15 protein-coding genes are annotated in these 16,711 nt (G+C 64.8%); 10 read left to right on the forward strand and 5 right to left on the reverse strand.

The features are described 5' to 3' along the window. Positions 1-5: 5 nt before the first annotated feature. Together DK847_RS09595 and DK847_RS09600 are read right to left on the reverse strand one after the other, a co-directional pair. Positions 6-1,022, reverse strand: coding sequence for a BMP family ABC transporter substrate-binding protein (locus tag DK847_RS09595; RefSeq protein WP_111198075.1), 1,017 nt, complete (start codon positions 1,020-1,022; stop codon positions 6-8). 24 nt (positions 1,023-1,046) lie between these two features. Further along, entirely contained in the window at positions 1,047-2,816 is a 1,770-nt protein-coding gene (locus DK847_RS09600) for an adenine deaminase (RefSeq protein WP_111198077.1), read from the reverse strand. Between the two features lie 117 nt (positions 2,817-2,933). Between DK847_RS09600 and DK847_RS09605 the strand changes: the two genes are divergently transcribed. From DK847_RS09605 to DK847_RS09615, 3 genes are read left to right on the forward strand one after another with little or no spacing between them, the layout of a single operon-like run. Continuing rightward, positions 2,934-3,887: a LysR family transcriptional regulator gene (locus DK847_RS09605; RefSeq protein ID WP_111198078.1), complete on the forward strand. Its 954-nt coding sequence runs from the start codon at positions 2,934-2,936 to the stop codon at positions 3,885-3,887. 11 nt (positions 3,888-3,898) lie between these two features. Then, complete coding sequence (gene ade / locus DK847_RS09610) at positions 3,899-5,686, forward strand: adenine deaminase (RefSeq protein ID WP_111198182.1); 1,788 nt, start codon at positions 3,899-3,901, stop codon at positions 5,684-5,686. A 23-nt stretch (positions 5,687-5,709) separates the two neighbouring features. After that, the gene (locus tag DK847_RS09615) at positions 5,710-6,747 is read left to right on the forward strand and encodes a histone deacetylase family protein (protein WP_111198080.1); all 1,038 of its coding nucleotides are present in this window, start codon (positions 5,710-5,712) and stop codon (positions 6,745-6,747) included. A 4-nt stretch (positions 6,748-6,751) separates the two neighbouring features. Here the strand turns inward: DK847_RS09615 and DK847_RS09620 are convergent, their stop codons facing one another. Both DK847_RS09620 and DK847_RS09625 read right to left on the reverse strand, forming a co-directional pair. After that, positions 6,752-7,876: an ABC transporter substrate-binding protein gene (locus tag DK847_RS09620; protein WP_111198082.1), complete on the reverse strand. Its 1,125-nt coding sequence runs from the start codon at positions 7,874-7,876 to the stop codon at positions 6,752-6,754. A 79-nt stretch (positions 7,877-7,955) separates the two neighbouring features. After that, positions 7,956-8,780: an SDR family NAD(P)-dependent oxidoreductase gene (locus DK847_RS09625; RefSeq protein WP_111198084.1), complete on the reverse strand. Its 825-nt coding sequence runs from the start codon at positions 8,778-8,780 to the stop codon at positions 7,956-7,958. A gap of 169 nt (positions 8,781-8,949) precedes the next feature. On the opposite strand from DK847_RS09625, the gene DK847_RS09630 reads away from it, so the two are divergent. Beyond that, the gene (locus tag DK847_RS09630) at positions 8,950-9,732 is read left to right on the forward strand and encodes a helix-turn-helix transcriptional regulator (protein WP_111198085.1); all 783 of its coding nucleotides are present in this window, start codon (positions 8,950-8,952) and stop codon (positions 9,730-9,732) included. Positions 9,733-9,799: 67 nt separating this feature from the next. Continuing rightward, positions 9,800-10,696 (forward strand): fatty acid desaturase, encoded by an 897-nt coding sequence (locus tag DK847_RS09635; protein ID WP_111198087.1) that lies wholly within the window; start codon positions 9,800-9,802, stop codon positions 10,694-10,696. On the opposite strand, the gene DK847_RS09640 is transcribed toward DK847_RS09635, so the two are convergent. After that, positions 10,674-11,558: a DMT family transporter gene (locus tag DK847_RS09640; RefSeq protein ID WP_111198089.1), complete on the reverse strand. Its 885-nt coding sequence runs from the start codon at positions 11,556-11,558 to the stop codon at positions 10,674-10,676. The two genes, DK847_RS09635 and DK847_RS09640, sit on opposite strands and share 23 nt — an antisense overlap. Before the next feature lie 148 nt (positions 11,559-11,706). Between DK847_RS09640 and DK847_RS09645 the strand changes: the two genes are divergently transcribed. The 5 genes from DK847_RS09645 (at position 11,707) to DK847_RS09665 (ending at position 16,710) form a co-directional block, all read left to right on the forward strand. Continuing rightward, a complete protein-coding gene (locus DK847_RS09645) occupies positions 11,707-12,834 on the forward strand; it encodes an ABC transporter substrate-binding protein (protein WP_111198091.1) in 1,128 nt (375 codons plus the stop codon). A 91-nt stretch (positions 12,835-12,925) separates the two neighbouring features. Next, complete coding sequence (locus DK847_RS09650; RefSeq protein ID WP_146256091.1) at positions 12,926-13,975, forward strand: ABC transporter ATP-binding protein; 1,050 nt, start codon at positions 12,926-12,928, stop codon at positions 13,973-13,975. Beyond that, positions 13,972-14,883, forward strand: coding sequence for an ABC transporter permease (locus DK847_RS09655; RefSeq protein ID WP_111198095.1), 912 nt, complete (start codon positions 13,972-13,974; stop codon positions 14,881-14,883). The genes DK847_RS09650 and DK847_RS09655 overlap by 4 nt, the downstream gene beginning before the upstream one ends. Continuing rightward, entirely contained in the window at positions 14,876-15,712 is an 837-nt protein-coding gene (locus DK847_RS09660; RefSeq protein WP_111198096.1) for an ABC transporter permease, read from the forward strand. Before DK847_RS09655 ends, DK847_RS09660 begins: the two co-directional genes overlap by 8 nt. Then, positions 15,709-16,710, forward strand: coding sequence for a zinc-binding dehydrogenase (locus DK847_RS09665; protein ID WP_111198098.1), 1,002 nt, complete (start codon positions 15,709-15,711; stop codon positions 16,708-16,710). The genes DK847_RS09660 and DK847_RS09665 overlap by 4 nt, the downstream gene beginning before the upstream one ends. The last annotated feature ends 1 nt before the right edge of the window (position 16,711 follow it).

The following is a 16,711-nucleotide window of genomic DNA, read 5'->3' on the forward strand; positions in this document are numbered from 1 at the left end:
GCCGGTCAGTCCGACTTCACTTCGCTGAGGTCGAGTTCCACCTGCTTGGCACCGCTCTTGATGGCGGCGATCGAGTCGTCCATCATCTTCTTGACGTCCTCGGGGAGCTTCGCCGCCCAGCCCTGGCCGACCACCACATCGCCCGAACCTTCCTTCCAGGTGAACCACTTCGGGTCCTTCGGCGCATCGAACTTCGCACCCGTGGTCTTGGCGTTCCACCACTGGTCGATCACCCAGTCGATCTGCGGATCCCAGTTCACGGTGGCCGAGGCGACCACGGATTTCGGCGCGAAGGCCGACATGTCGACATAATTGCCGAAGCAGCCGATCTCCTTCTGCTCGCAGACCTCGAAGGTGCCGGACATCTGGTAGATCATGTCGGCGCCCGCCGCGATCTGCGCCGAGGTGGCCTCGTTGGCCTTGGTCGGGTCATACCAGGACTGGATATAGGTGATCTTCTGCTTGACGTTCGGGTTCACCGACTTGGCGCCGGCGAAGAAGGCATTGAGCTGGTCGTTGGTGTCTTCCGCCGGATAGGTGGAGACAGCACCCACGACATTGGACTTGGTCAGCTTGCCCGCCATCTCGCCCATCACGAAGGCTGGCTCATGGGCGTGCACGAAAACCCAGTAGGCATTGTCGCCCAGCCCGCGGTTGCCCGAGCCCGACATGACGAACATGATGTTGGGGAAGTCGCCCTTCACCTTCTCGATCGCATCGGCATAGGCGGTGTCGCCGAAGATGATGTCGTATTCGCCGGTTTCGGCATAGGTGCGGAACACCTGCTCGGCATTGTCATAGACGTTCTCGGTATACTCGACCTCGACGTCGAGGCCATGCGGCCGCGCCGCGATCACCCGGTTCATCGAGTTGATGAAGGAGGTCTCCCACGGCGCTTCCTTGCCGGCGGAGAGCACGCCGGCGATCTTCACCTTGGTGGGGTTTTCCGCTTGCGCGGCGGCAGCCATCAGGACGAGGGCCGAAAGGCCCCCGAACAGCGCGGTCGTGAACTTGCCAGGCATGGTGTCCTCCTTGTTGTGTGTCGTTCAGAACGGGGCATAGACCGGATCGACCACCTTGAGGTCGATGCAGTCGATGGCGCCGAGATCGGTGATGGCATAATCCGGAATGGCGGTGATCTGCAGCACGAACATGTACATGAAGGGCCAGGGCAGGGCGCAGCCCAGCGCGCGCGCCGCAGCGTCGAGTTCGGTTTCGCGCTGTGCCATGTCCTGCGGCTCGAGGTCGGAGACGATGCCGCCGATGGGCAGCGGCAGGAAGCTCGTGACCTTGCCCTTGTCCACCACCACCTGGCCGCCATTCCCGGCGATGATGTGGTTGATGGCCACCGCCATGTCCTCCGGATTGGTGCCGACGCAGACGATGTTGTTGTCATCCGGTGCGGTGGACGTGGCGAGTGCGCCTGACCTGAGGCCGAAGCCGGAGATGAAGGCAACCGGGCGGTTGCGGGTGCGGCCGTAGCGCTCGACAACGGTCACGTACTGCACGTCCTGCGCCGGGTCGGCGAGGATGATGCCGTCCTTCGCGGCCAGCGTCACGTCGCGGCGCTTCCGCACGAAGATCTTTTCCGGCGTCACCGCCATGGCCATGACCTTGGCCTTGGCGCCCTCGCCCTTGCCGTGCACCAGGAGTTCCTCCGGCTTCACCGGATCGACCTTGAAGGTGCGCATCAGCCGGTCGGAGCGCGGCGGCGGATCGAGGCGACCAAGGATGCGGCCGTTCTCGGCCACCATCTTTCCATTGGTCATCACCCGCTTCACGCGGAAGTCGCGCAGGTCGTCGACGAACAGGATGTCGGCGGAGCGGCCCGGCGCGATGAGGCCCACCTTGTGATCGATGCGCAGCGCCTCGGCCGCGTTGATGGTAGCCATCTGGATCGCCGCCATGGGCGAAATCCCGATGCCGATGGCCATCCTCACCATGTTGTCGAGGTGGCCGCGAACCAGAATGTCGCTCGCCACCACGTCATCGGTGCAGAAGCTGATGCGGCGCGTGGCCTTGATGCCCATTTCGGTGACGATGCGCAGGTTCTCGGTGAGGAAATGCGAGATCGAGGATTCGCGGATCACCACATGCATGCCGTTCCGCAGCTTCTCGAGGAACTCGTCGGCCGTGTAGCTTTCATGGTCGGCGCGCACGCCGGACTGGAGATATGAATTAAGCTTCGTGCCCCGCGCCATCGGGCTGCAACCAAGCACGGGCAGGCGGCTTGCCTGAGCGATTTCGAGGGCGGAGAGCACCTTCTCGTCCATCTCCTGGATGAACTCGCGCACCGTTTCCCAGATGCCCACGCATTCCGGCCAGTGGTGCGTGGCGCGGTGATCGTCAGGCCCGAAATAATGGCCGACATTGGAAACGGGCAACGTGTAGGGCGTCTTGCAGGGCGCGCCCCAGAAGACCTTGAGCGGACTCTTCGCCGCCTCGTCGAGGAATTCGCGCGCGCCCTCGTTGCCCGCCGCCACGAGGATCTGGTCGAGGCCGGAGACGATCGCCGTGGTGCCCAGCGGCACCACCGCCTTGGCGAAGCTGGTGATCGACATCTTCGAGCATTCGACATGGAGGTGCCCATCGATCATGCCGGGGCAGAGATAGGCGCCGGCGGCGTCGATCACCTCGGTGTCCTTGCCGAGATAGGGGGTGACGTCGCCCAGCGCCATGATGCGCTCGCCATAGATGGCGATGTCTGCGGGGTAGATCTCCTCCGAGGCGACATTGACCAGCTTGCCGTTGCGGATCACCCGGTCGGCCTTGATCTCGGCGCGGCCAGCTTTGATGTAGTCGCGAAGCGTGGGCAAGGCGGGCTCCTTCGTCTTCTCTCTTGCGCGGGCTCATCCTGTAAGAATATTGTCGTTCAATCAATCGGGTAATCCTGCCTGTTTCTTGGACAGATTGTCCAAGAATTGGAACAAGTAATGGATCTGGCGGCGATCGACTGTTTCGTGAAGGTGGCGGAGGCGCGTTCGCTGTCGGAGGCGTCCAAGCTCTGGCGCCTGCCCAAGTCGACCCTGAGCCACAAGATCCGCCAACTGGAGGACCAGCTCGCGGTGGCCCTTTTCGTACGCGAGGGGCGCGACATGGTGCTGACGGATGCAGGGGCGGAATTCCTCACCCATGCCCACCGCATCCAGGAAAGCTGCGACAATGCCGAGGCGGCCGTCACCGCGATGCGCCAGGACGTGGGTGGCACGCTGACCATCGGGTCCACGGGCGAGTTCGGTACCTCCTTCACCTCCGAGCTGCTCTTCGCCTTCCGCGAGCGTTACCCGCAGGTGCGCATCGACGTGATCTTTCTCTCCGAGGGCTTCCTCTTCGCACCGGAGCGGCTGAAGGCCTTCGACGGCATCTTCTATTGGGGCCAGCCCTCGCTGGTCGATTACGTGGCAAGGAAGCTCACCGACGCCTCCTTCGGCCTCTATGCCAGCCCCGTCTATCTCGAGCGCCATGGCACGCCACGGACCCCAGCCGAGCTGAACGATCACCGCGGCATCGCCTTCCGGCTGCCCACCGGCCTGCAGAACTGGCATCTCGTGAGTGGCGAAGAGCAGACCGACATCTTCCCCGCCTCCAGCTGCACGGCGAATGACTACTGGATGATCAAGTATTTCGCCGTGGCGGGCGAGGGGATCGCCTATCTTCCCGGCTTCTTCACCGAAACCGAATGCGAGCGCGGCAACCTTGTGCCGGTGCTATCACAGTGGCGCTCGCCCGCCGTGCCGGTGAACCTGCTCTATCCGCGCCGCCGCTTCGTCTCGCGCAAGTTCGAGGCTTTCCAGACCTTCTGCACCGAATATTACGAGCACCGCTCGCAGCATTATGTGCCGAGCTATTGCGTCGAAGTCGTCAGCTTCCCGAAATTCCAGTCCTGATGGAGACCCACATGCTGAAGTCATGGCCCGAGACCGCCCACCGCCTGATCGCCGTCGCCATGGGGCGGGAGAAGGCCGACATGGTGATCCGCAAGGGCCGCTGGGTGAACGTGCACTCGGGCGAGATCATCCCTGCGACCGACGTCGCCATCGCCGGCGGCCGCTTCGCCTATGTCGGGCCCGATGCCAGCCACTGCATCGGCAAGGACACCCGGGTGATCGAGGCCGATGGCCGCTATCTCGTGCCGGGCCTGTGCGATGCGCACATGCATGTCGAAAGCGGCATGGTGACGGTCACCGAGTTCGTGCGCGCCGTGGTGCCGCACGGCACCACCTCGATGTTCATCGACCCGCACGAGATCGCCAATGTGCTGGGGCTTCCGGGCGTGCGGCTGATGCATGACGAGGCGATGGCCATGCCGGTCAACGTCTTCGTGCAGATGCCCTCCTGCGTGCCCAGTGCACCGGGCCTCGAGAACCCGGGAGCGACGCTGGGACCCGACGAGGTGCGCGAGGCCATGCAGTGGCCCAACATCATCGGGCTCGGCGAGATGATGAACTTCCCCGGCGTGATCGCCGGCGACGACAAGATGCTGGCGGAGATCGCCGCCACCCAGAATGCGGGCAAGACGGTGGGCGGGCATTACGCTTCGCCTGATCTCGGGCTTCCCTTCCACGCCTATGTGGCCGGTGGTCCTGCCGACGACCATGAGGGCACGCGCGCCGAGGATGCGATTGCGCGCGTCCGCCAGGGCATGCGCGCCATGCTCAGGCTCGGCTCCGCCTGGTTCGACGTGGCGGCCCAGGTGAAGGCCATCACCGAACAAGGGCTCGACCCGCGCAGCTTCGTTCTGTGCACGGATGATTCGCATTCCGGCACGCTGGTGAATGACGGGCACATGAACCGCGTCGTCCGCCATGCCATCGCGCAGGGCCTGAAGCCCATCACGGCGATCCAGATGGCGACACTGAACACTGCGCAGCATTTCGGGCTGGAGCGCGAGCTGGGATCGATCACGCCCGGCCGGCGCGCGGACCTGATCCTCACCTCCGACATCACCACGCTTCCGATCGAGATCGTGATCGCGCGCGGGGTCGTCCAGGCGGAGAACGGCAAGCTCATCGCCGATATTCCGGCCTTCACCTATCCGGAAGCCGCCCGCCGCACGATGAACATGAAACGCTACCTCGCCGCGAAGGACTTTGACCTTGCAGCACCTGCCGGGCGCAACCAGGTGGACGTCCGCGTCATCGGTGTGATCGAGAACCAGGCGCCCACCAAGGCCCTGCAGAAGACGCTGAAGGTCCAGTCGGGCCTGGTCGAGATGGACCGCGCAAACGACGTCTGCCAGATCGCCCTGGTCGAGCGCCACAAGGCGACGGGCAAGGTGGTGAACGCCTTCGTCTCGGGCTTCGGCTACACCAGGGACTGCGCGCTGGCTTCCACGGTGGCCCATGACAGCCATCACATGATCGTGGTGGGCACCAACAAGGAGGACATGGCGCAGGCCGCGAACATCCTCAAGGATATCGGCGGAGGACTTGTGCTGGTCTCGGAAGGCAAGGAACTGGCCCGTGTCGAGATGCCGATCGCCGGGCTGATGTCGGATGAGCGGGCCGAAATCGTGGCGGAGAAGGCCGGCAGGCTGGTCGCTGCCATGAAAGCTTGCGGCTGCAACCTCAACAACGCCAACATGCAGCACTCGCTTCTGGCGCTGGTCGTCATTCCGGAGCTGCGCATTTCCGACGAAGGGCTGATCGACGTGACCACCTTCCAGAAGGTCGACGTTTTCGTCTAGCCTGCTACCGGGGGATCTGGCCCATGCGCATCTTTCATTCCGACGAACACCGCGGCCATGCCGGCGCAAAGGAGATGCGCTATGACGAGCTGATCCCCATGTGCGAGAGCCCGGACCGCATCGATACCATCCTTGCCGCATTGCGCGAGCAGGGCCACCGCGACGTCATGCAGGCATCCCGCTTCGATCTGGCACCTGTCCTGCGGGTCCACACGCCGGGCTTCGTCGATTTCCTGCAACGCTGCTGGCCGCTGTGGGAGGCGGAGTTCGGACCGCGGGGTTTCGCCACCGCCTACATGTTCGGCATGCGCGGCATGGACCAGGTGCCGAACGGCAGCGTCCATTCCATGCTGTCCTGCTACACCTTCGATGTCTGCGTCCCCTTCGTTGCCGGAACCTGGGCTGCGATCAGGTCGGCCGTCGACGTCACGCTGTCGGCGGCGCAGCACGTCGCGGATGGGGCGGACGCCGCCTTCGCCCTGTGCCGGCCGCCAGGCCACCATGCATCGGCCGATCTCGCCGGCGGCTACTGCTACGTCAACAATGCCGCGGTGGCGGCACAGAAGCTGCTCGATGGCGGCGCGTCGCGCATCGCCATTCTCGATGTCGACTATCACCATGGCAACGGCACGCAGAGCATCTTCTACGACCGGGATGACGTGCTCTATGCCTCGCTGCATGCCACGCCGGAGCGCGAATACCCCTTCCTGCTCGGCTATGCGCGGGAGACCGGAAAGGGGCGCGGCGAAGGTTTCAATTTCAACCAGCCACTGCCCCTCGGCACCAGGATCGACGCCTATCGTCCGGCGCTCGCCACTGCCCTGGCGCGTGTGCGCGCCCATGCGCCGGATGTGCTGGTCGTGTCGCTGGGTGTCGACAGCTACATCCGCGATCCGGTGGGCGGCTTCGCACTTGAAAGTGACGACTTCCCGACCATCGGGGCCGACATTGCCGCGCTCGGCCTGCCCACCCTCTTCGTCATGGAAGGCGGCTATGCCATCGCCGAACTGGGCGTCAACACGGCGAATGTCATCACCGGATTCGCGCAGGCGCGGGGCTGAACCGTCAGCCCTGCGTCGTGACCGCGATCACCTTCTTCATGCGGGCGTCGAGAGCCTCCCAGTTGGCGCCGAAGATCGCCCAGCCCTGAAGGCTGAACAGGTTGAACATGCGCTCCATGTCGGCATTGGATTTCGGATAGTTCACCCAATGCGCCGGCGCCACGAGGTCGGAGCGCGACATGAAGTCGGTGGAGACATCGAGGAAGCGCTGCTGGGTATCCTTCTCGAGCAGGTAGGACTGGAACAGGTCGGCCAGGTCTGCGTGCTTCGTGCCGCGCACCTTCATGAACCAGTTGGTATATGAGGCCGTGCCCTCGACAGGAATGGCGGCCGAAAATTCCTCGCCATGGTCCTTGATGAAGCCATAGGCGTCGGCGGAATACATCATTGCCACCTCGGCCTCCTGCTGCAGCATGAGATTGGCGAGTTCGGCGCCATCCTTGTACCATTTCGGCATGCGCAGCTTCTCGAGTTCGACGAAGAGCGGCTCCATCTCCGCAGGCGTGCCAAACACTTCCTCGATGCCGGGCTTGGTCTTGGAGAGGATCGCCGGAATGCACAGGTCCCAGTAGAAGGCGGCTGCATCCATGGTGGTCTTGCCGCGCACCTTAGGGTCCCAGAAATGGGACCAGCTGTCGGGTCCCAGCCCGGCACTCTTTGCCGTGAGCATCCACAGCGAGCCGCCGCCGAAGGGCACGCCATATTTCTTCGCCTCGCCGCGCGTCGCATCGAACCACGGGTATATGGCCTCAAATCCCTTGATCTTGCTGCGGTCGGTTTCGAGGAACAGGTTCTCGGCAAGACCGGCCGACGTCGTGTACTCGTCGGCGATGGTGATGTCGAAGGGCGGATTGTCGGCGGGTGCTGCCACGATCTGCGACACCATCTGGTCCCAGCCGCCCACCGTTTCGACCTTGGTGCCGTACTGCGCGTTGAACGGCTCGACCACCGCCTGGCGGAAGCTCAGCTCGTGATTGCCCGACCATGAGACAACGATCAGTCCCTCGCCTTCGAACGCCGCTTGCGCGCTGGACACCATGGCGCGCCCGACGAGCGCCGGCATGGCGAGGCCGATCGCTGCCTGGCCGAGAAAGCGCCTGCGGGACTTGCTGGTGAGCTTGGTCGTCATCGGTCTGATCCTTCACAAGTTGAGGGTCGAAAGCCGGATAGGATCACTTCGGCATGGGGCTGGCAAGTCGTGACCTCGCTCACCACAGTGCGCCGCCCGTGATCTGGATGTTTTCCGCGGTAATGCCACGTGCGTCGTCGCGGCAGAGGTAGGCTGCGAGCGCTGCGACCTCGGAGGGCTGGATGATGCGCTGCTGGGGGTTCGCAGCCGCGATGTCCGCCATGGCGTCCTCCGGCGTGCGGCCCTTGCCCTCGCGGGCCACCAGCTGCGCCACGTTGCGCCGCATCAGCTCGGTCTCGACCCAGGTGGGCGATATCATCACACAGCTGACGCCGCGCGACGCTCCCTCCAGCGCCACGCAACGGGTGAGTCCGAGCAACCCGGCCTTCGAGGCGCAATAGGCGGGATTGTCCTTCCAGCCGACGCTGGCGGCGGTGGACCCGATGTTGATGATGCGGCCCCAGCCGCGCGCCATCATCCCCGGCAGCACTGCGCGGATCATGCGGAATGAGCCGGTCAGGTTGGTGTCGATGATCTTGTGCCACAAGGCGTCGGAATGGCCGGCGACCGGCTGTTCGGCAGTGGTGCCGGCGGCATTGACCAGAATGTCGATGGTGCCGCAACGGGCCTCGGCGGCCGCGATGAAGCCGGCAATGCTGTCGTCGTCGCGCACGTCGAGGTGCCCGGCATGGACGCGTGCCGCCTCCGTCTCCAGCGACCGTCTCACCCGCGCCACTTCTGCCTCCTCGGGATAGGCCGCGGCATCGCCCAGCCGCGCGCCGCTGCCCACATAGGACCCGACGGCCACATGCGCGCCCTCTGCCACCAGGGCGCGGGCAATGGCATAGCCCTGGCCGGTAAGGCCGCCGGTGACGAGCGCGCATCGGCCGCGGAGTGAGGTCATGGCAATGGCTCCATCAGTTTCGCGGGGCTGCCACCTTGCCGTGGCAGGCCGGGGCGGCCAGTATGCGGCAGTGCGAACATGGGGTTCCCGCGGTGCTTGCTTGATGACGGAAAACGCTAGATGAGGTGGCGTCCCGCTGCCATGTGCCCGTGGGTACAGGAGATCATCCTTGTCCTCTCTTGCTGAAGCGGCGCAAGCGCAGGCTCTGGCGGCCGCGATCGACGCCGTAGGCTCCGATGCGCACGTCGACAGGCTGGTCGATGTCATCGGCGGGCTCGTGCCGCACGACCTCGTGACGGTGGTGCGCTACTCGCTGAGCGAGCGGCCGGAATTCGTGACCCACCGCAACTACTCAGATGCGATGATCGCGGCCTATCTGGATCGCTACTATCCCCATGATCCCTTCTACCGCCAGTGGCGGGAGGAACAGCGGCCTGGCGTCGTTCGCCTGCAGGCCGCGGCGCCGGTCCAGTATGTGTCGGAATTCCTGGTGCAGTCGGTGATCACCGACGAGCTCGGCGTGCTGCTCGCCGACGGGCCGGGCTGGTGCCTCGGCATCTTCCTCGACCGGCGCAAGGGGCGGTTCAGTCCGGCGGAAATGTCACGCCTGGAGGCACAGTACCCGGTGCTCGCCGCCTTGCACGGGCTCGACACCCGCTCGCGCCAGCCGAACTTCCGTCGCACCGCGCAACCTCCGGTGACCGGCCAGCATCCTGCACAATCGCCCGGCGCCGCCGCCCAGGATCGTGTGTGGCCAAGCCTCAGCGCCCGCGAGAGGGACATCGTCGGGCTCATCCTCGCTGGCCATCCGACAGCCGGGATCGCTGCAAAACTCGGGCTCGCCCGGGGCACCGTCAAAAATCACCGGCGCAGCATCTACACCAAGCTCGACATCACCTCCGAACGTGAACTCTTCCTGCAATACCTCGATGCAACCCGGCGGCGTTCTTGACAGGGCGGTTCACGATTCATAACTTGATGAGCATCCAGTTTTTTGGATAAGTCTTCAGTGGGGTCTCATGGATCACGCAGCATCGACTGTCCGGCAGGAAGCAGAGGTAGGCCGGCGGCACACGCCGGATTTCGGCGGCCGCACGCTTCTGCTCGAACTCGAGCTCTTCGCGCTGTTCTTCGTGTCGACCGGCCTCGCCGTCACGGGTGTCATCCCGCTGTGGCTGGGTGCCGTTGGCAACACCGTGTTTCTCTACGCCCTCTACACGGTGGTGCACGAGGCGGTTCACGCCAACATCAGTTCGCGCCGCAAGAACCTGCGCTGGGTCGATACGCTGGCGGGCGTCATCGCCTGCGCACCCCTGTGGCTGAACTACCACCAGCACAGACGTCAGCACATGGCACACCATGCCCACACCAACGAGGACGAGGATCCGGACATCTATGCCCGTGGCAGCTTCGGGGGATGGCTGTTCCTGCGCCTGCCTCTAGCGCTCATCAACTACTTCAACCCCGTGCAGCAATATCGTGATTGTCGGCGCTTCGGCTGCACCCGCCGCGAATATGCCTTCACTGCCGCCAGCTTCACGGCCCATGCGCTGATCGTGCTGGGGCTCCTGGCGCTTGGCTACTGGCGCGAGGTACTGTTCCTGTGGTTCGTTCCGTGGTGGATCGGCCAGACGGTGATGCTCACCTTCTTCACCTGGACGCCGCATCACGACCATCACGAGACGGGCCGCTACCGCAACACCCGCGTGTCACTGTTTCCGCTGGCCAACTTTCTCCTGCAGGGCCAGAACTATCACCTCATCCATCACATGATGCCGGCCATTCCCTATTACCGCTACAAGCCGGTGTTCGATGAACTGCGGCCCATTCTCGAAGCGAAGGGAGTCCGGATCGAGGGCCTGGTGCCGGATCCGCGCCATGAGCACCCGGTGCTCAGCGGCGAAGCACCTCGATGAGGCCTGCACTCACGATCAATGCCGTGCCGATGCCCTCGGCAAGGGTGAAGGGCTGACCTGACAGAAATGCTGCCGACAGCGTGCCGAACAGCACCTCCGTCATCAGCAGGATGCCGACCCGTGCCGAATCGATCCGCTGTGCCGCCCACAGCACCAGGAAATTGGGCGGCACGAAGATGATGAGGCCGAGCAGCATGATCCACGGCAGCATCGCCCACAGCTGCCCGGGCGCCGCCAGCGGCAGACCCAGCACTGCGGCGGCAGCGAGAATGACGGCGGAGGACAGAAGCCCGCCGAAGGAGAAAGTGAAGACCGGCAACGCCACCCTGCGGGTGGGGCGGTGGAAACTGCGCAGCGTGCCGGCGGCCCACAACATGCCGCTGATCAGCGCCAGCCCGTCACCCCAGTTGCGCGGCAGCGGAATGCCCTCCTTCACACCAAGCACCGCGGCGAGCCCGGCGAAGCCCAGCGCCATCGCCAGCAGCCGGCTGGCGCTCAGCCGCTCTCCCAGGAACAGCCGCCCCGCCAGCGTGCTCCATACCGGCGTGAGGTAGAACAGCAGGATCGCATGGACGACGTCGGTCAGCACAAGGCTGACGGTGTAGAGCGAGAATGCCGTGCCCAGCAGCAGGCCGTTCACCGCCTGGTCGGCGAAGCCTTCCCAGGCACTGCGACGCAGCAGGAACGGCAGGGCGGAGGCCACCGCCATGGCATTGAACAGCAGCGATACCCAGGCGCCGCCAACCCCGGCGGAGCCGAACCAGTGGAGCGGAACCCAGAACACGCCCCACATGGCGCCGCACAAGGCTACCGCTACGGCAGGCAGGAGATGCGCCTGCGATGTCCGGACTGCGATGGTCATGGCGTGCTTATGCTGGCCCCTGCCGCCCCTTGCAATGTGACTGCGGGCACGTGGCCCGGATATCTTCTTGACCGGGTGGGAAAAGCGGTTTGATTATGTCCACACCAGCCAGGCGCATAAGAACAGAAACGACTCCAGGGAGCAAACGATGAACAGGAATGTCAGCATACTGAGCAAGGGGCGGCGCAGGTTCCTCAAGGGAGCGGCACTTGCCGTTGCCATGCCTGCGATCATCGGCAGGGCCTGCGTCAGCACGGCCAAGGCCGCCTTCGAAGGCGAGAGCCTCATCGCCGTGTCGTGGTCCGGCAATTATGAGCAGGTCTTCCGCGAAACCGTCATCAATCCCTTCAACGCCAAATACAACACCAAGGCCGAGACGGTGGGCGGCTGGGACCAGATCGTCAGCCAGATCAAGGCCGCCCCCGCGGATAATCCACCCTTCGACGTGACGGTGGCCGAGGAATATATTTCGTCCTCGGGCCTGGCCGAGAACCTCTACATGAAGACCGACCGGTCGAAGATCCCGAACCTCGATGCCGTCTACCCGTGGTTCTACGAGACCCGGCCCGACAAGGCGAAGGATTATGGCATTCCCTTCGGCGGTGGAACCTGCATGCTGCTCATCCGCAAGAACCTCGGCATTGCACCCGACAGCTGGGGCCTGCTGTGGGACGACCGGCTGGCCGGCAAGACGACGGCCGACAGTGCGGCATGGTGGTGGACGCTGTCGGTGCCGGCGGTGATGGACCAGACCTCGCCCGGCCTCGACGAGATGTATGACATGAAGACCGCCGAGCCGCTGTTCGCGCAACTCGACAAGCTCAAGGTCGCCAAATGGTTCAAGGACGGCGCCGAGCAGGCGAACCTGCTGAACCAGGGCGAGGCCGACGCCGCGATGAGCTATTCCTCCGACGCCTACACCTTCATGACCCAGAGCCCGGACGAGTATTCCGTTGCCGTGCCGAAGGAAGGTGCCTCGGCCTGGGCCGACTGGTACTTCAAGGTGCGCGGCACCAAGCACAATGATCTCGCCGACCTGTTCATGAACTACATGCTGGACAAGGAAACCCAGGACCGCTTCCTGTCCCAGTCGCTGATCTTCATGGCCCGCAAGGATGTCACCGTTCCGGCCCACTGGAATGGTTACCCGACGTCCAACGAGGACTATCACAAGATGTTCCAGATCATCACCATGGATGGCTGGGACAAGATCAATGCGAACTACCAGGCCTATGACGATCGCATGAAGCAGACGATCGCCAGAACGGCCGGCTGATCGCCGCTGCCGGGCCCGTGCTGGTGCGGGCCCGGCCATCCTCTCTCCAGCATGGGTGGCTCATGAAGGTGTATCGGCAAGGGGCTCGCGGGTGACGGCACCGGCGGCGCTCGAGCTTCAGAACGTGGTGCGGCGCTTCGGTGCCGTGGTCGCCGTCAACAATGTGTCGCTCACCGTCGGCAAGGGGGAGTTCGTCACGCTGCTGGGACCCTCCGGCTCCGGCAAGACCTCCACCTTGCGGCTAGTCGGCGGCTTCGAGGAACTCGATGGTGGCGCCATCCTGCTCGACGGCCAGCGCATCGATCATCTGCCCGCCTACCGCCGCGACACGGCGACGATCTTCCAGTCAGGCGCGCTGTTTCCGCACAAGACGGTGGCCGAGAACGTCGCCTATGGCCTGCGCATGCGCAAGGTGCCGAAGGACGAGATCGGCCGGCGCATTGCCGAAGCCCTCGACGTCGTGCGGCTCAAGGGCTTCGAGGCGCGCTACCCCGCACAGCTGTCGGGCGGGCAGAAGCAGCGCGTGGCGCTGGCCCGTTCGCTGGCGGTGCGGCCCGCCATCCTGCTCTTCGACGAGCCGCTCTCCGCGCTCGACCTGTCGCTCCGCCTGCAGCTGCGCGCCGAGATCAAGCGCCTGCATGACGAGCTGAAGTTCAGCGCCATCTACGTCACCCACGACCAGGGCGAGGCCATGGCCATGTCCAGCCGGGTGGCTGTCATGAACGCCGGTGCAATCGAACAGATCGATACGCCGGAGACCGTGTTCCATGCGCCGTCGAGCGAGTTCGTCTATACCTTCATCGGCGAGAGCTGCTGCCTGCCGCTGCGCATCGACGGGCCTGATCTTCGCGACAGGGCAGGCAACCCGGTGCCGCTCGCGCTGGGTGAACGCCCGGCGGATGGCGAATGCCGTCTCTATGTGCGGCCCTCGCGGCTCCGGCTGGCAGGCGAGGCCGCGTCGCTTCCCAACCGCCTCGAGGCGCGCATTCACTTCATCGAATTCCTCGGCGACGTCTACCGCTATCACCTCAAGGCCGGAGCCCTCGAACTCGCCGCCGACCATGCGGGCTCGATCGGCCACGGCGTGGGCGATGTCATCGCCATCGGCTGGCGCAACGAGGACATGAGGCTGTTCCGGTGACGGCCGCCGCGCGCAGCGATGACGCGGCCTTCGCCGCCCAGCGCGCCGCGCAGGAGCGGCGCAAGGCGCTGGCGCCATGGCTGCTCATGCTGCCGGCACTCATCATCGTCCTGCTCTTCTTCGGCCTGCCCACGCTCTACATGGTGCGGATGAGTTTCAACCTGCACTTCGACCAGCGGCTCTATGTGCCGGGCTTCACCTTCGAGCATTACATCAACCTGTTCTCCAACCCGCTCTTCACCGGGGCCATCCTCACCACGGTCAAGCTGGCGCTGGTTGCCTCGCTCGCCACCGTTGCCATCGGCTATTGCTTCGCGCTTCTCGTCTGGCTGAAGCCGGCGCGCTGGCGGCTGCTGTTCATCGGGCTGGCGCTGGCGCCGCTGCTCATTTCCGAGATCGCCATCATCTTCGGCTGGTGGATGTTCTTTCCCAAGAACGGCCTGCTCAGCTATGCCCTGCTGTCCGCCGGGCTGATCCATGACAAGGTCAGCCTGATGTACACCGAGTTCGCGGCCTTCGTCGGCCTCGTCTACGTTACCTTGCCATATTGCTTCTTCATCCTGCTGTCGATCTTCGACGGCATCGACAAGCGCCTGCTGGAGGCCAGCGCCGATCTCGGTGCACCGCCCGTCAGGACCTTCCGCGAGGTGATGCTGCCGCTGACCTGGACCGGCATTCTCGTGGCCTTTTCGCAGTCCTTCATCTGGACCATGGGCACCTATGCCACGCCCTCGGCGCTGGGGCCCGACACGCTCTGGACCATGGGCTTCCTCATCCAGGAGCAGATGCTGGGCAAGCACAACTGGCCAATGGCCTCGGCACTCGCCGTCGTGCTGGTGGCCGGAGTGGCCGCGGTGATGATCCTCACGCGCAGCATGCAGTCGGAGCGGAACTCCTTCCATGTCTGAGCGCGCCCCCCGCAGTGCTGAACCCCTGCTGCTGAAGGCGCTGGCGCTGGCCTTCACCATCTTCATCATCGGCTACATCCTGGTGCCGATCCTCGTCACCGTTGTCATGTCGTTCAACGGCGCGGCGATGATCCGTTTTCCGATCACCGCATGGTCGACGCGCTGGTATGCCGATTTCCTCGGCAGCCCGCAGTGGATGGATGCGCTGAAGAACAGCATCCTCATCGCCTTCGGCACCGCCGCCATTTCCACCACTGCGGGGGTGCTCTGCGCCTGGGCCTTCCAGCGTTTCCACATTCCCTTCCGCGACGGCTGGTACATCCTGATCATGATGCCGCTGTTCATGCCGGGCGTGGTGCTGGGGCTGGGTGTGGCCATTGCCTTCGGCGGCATCTCCTTCGGCGGCTATGCACTTTACGGCTCGCGGGAGCTGGTGATGATCTCGCATTCGCTGTGGGCCATGCCGCTGGTCTTCATGCTCATGGAGGCCACGTTCAAGACACTCGACTACCGCGTTGTCGAGGCCTCGCATGATCTCGGCGGCGGACCCCTTCGCACCTTCTTCGAAGTGGTGCTGCCGATGGTGTCGACCGGCATCGTGTCGTCGCTGCTCTTCGCCTTCGTCATCTCGCTCAATGAATTCGTCATGGCGCTGTTCCTCACCGACCGCGACACGCAGACCCTGCCGGTGCTCATGTGGCTGAGCCTGCGCTCGGCGGGCACGCCGCGCCTCGCCGTCGCCTCGGTGATCCTCGCCCTCACCGTCTTCGCCTGCCTCACCATCATCATGCTGTGGTATGTGCGCCAGCTCCGAAAGGTTGCCCGATGAAAATCAAGGCTGTCGTTGCTACGCAAAAGGGCGGAGCCGAAGTGCTCAAGCTCACCGAGGTCGAGCTCGCCTGGCCGCAGGGCCCGCGGGACGTGCTGGTGGAACTGCGCGCTGCCGCGCTCAATCCGGCCGATATCTTCTTCCGCGAACTCGGCGGCTACGTCGCGGGTCCGCTCCCCTTCGTGCCGGGGCATGATGGCATGGGCGTGGTCACGGCGGTCGGGCCGGAGGTCACGCTGGTGAAGCCGGGTGACCGTGTCTGCTTCTGCAACGGCGGCATCGGCGGCACCTACGGCACCTATGCCGAAGCCGCGGTGGTGCCCGAGTGGCAGCTCGCCCGGGTGCCGGACGCGGTGGACGATGTCACGGCCGCGGCCCTTCCGCTCGTCGCCATCACCTGCTGGGAATCCCTCTACGAGCGTGCGGCGGTCGAGCCCGGCGAATTCGTTCTCGTCCATGGCGGGGCGGGCGGCACCGGGCATGTCGCGGTGCAGCTCGCCGCCTTGCGTGGTGCGCGCGTCGCCGCCACCGTCAGTTCGGCCCGGAAGGCCGACATCGTCTCTGGCCTCGGCGCCGAATTGCCCATCAATTACCGCGAGGTCGACTTCGCCGAAGCGGCGTTGCACTGGTCCGGCGGACTCCACGTTGCCTTCGACAATGCCGGCGCCGAGGTGATGCAGAAGACCTATCGTGCCATGGCGCCCTATGGCCGCGTCGTCACGCTGATGGGCGTGGCACCTGACGACGCCGATCTCAATGCCTATAATCTCAACCTCACGCTCCACAACGTCATGATGCTCACCCCGATGTGGAAGGGGCTCGCCGCGGGCCTGCAGCACCAGGCGGAGATCGTGGCGCAGGCCCTGGCCCTGGTGGCGGAAGGCCGGCTCAGGCTGCGCCTGTCGGAAAGCTTCCCGCTGGCGGATGCCGGCAAGGCGCAGACCTTCCTCGAGTCCGGCGACGCCATCGGCAAGGTGACCCTGACCATGGGTGACTGAC

The sequence above is a fragment of the Aestuariivirga litoralis genome (assembly GCF_003234965.1).
GTDB lineage: Bacteria > Pseudomonadota > Alphaproteobacteria > Rhizobiales > Aestuariivirgaceae > Aestuariivirga > Aestuariivirga litoralis.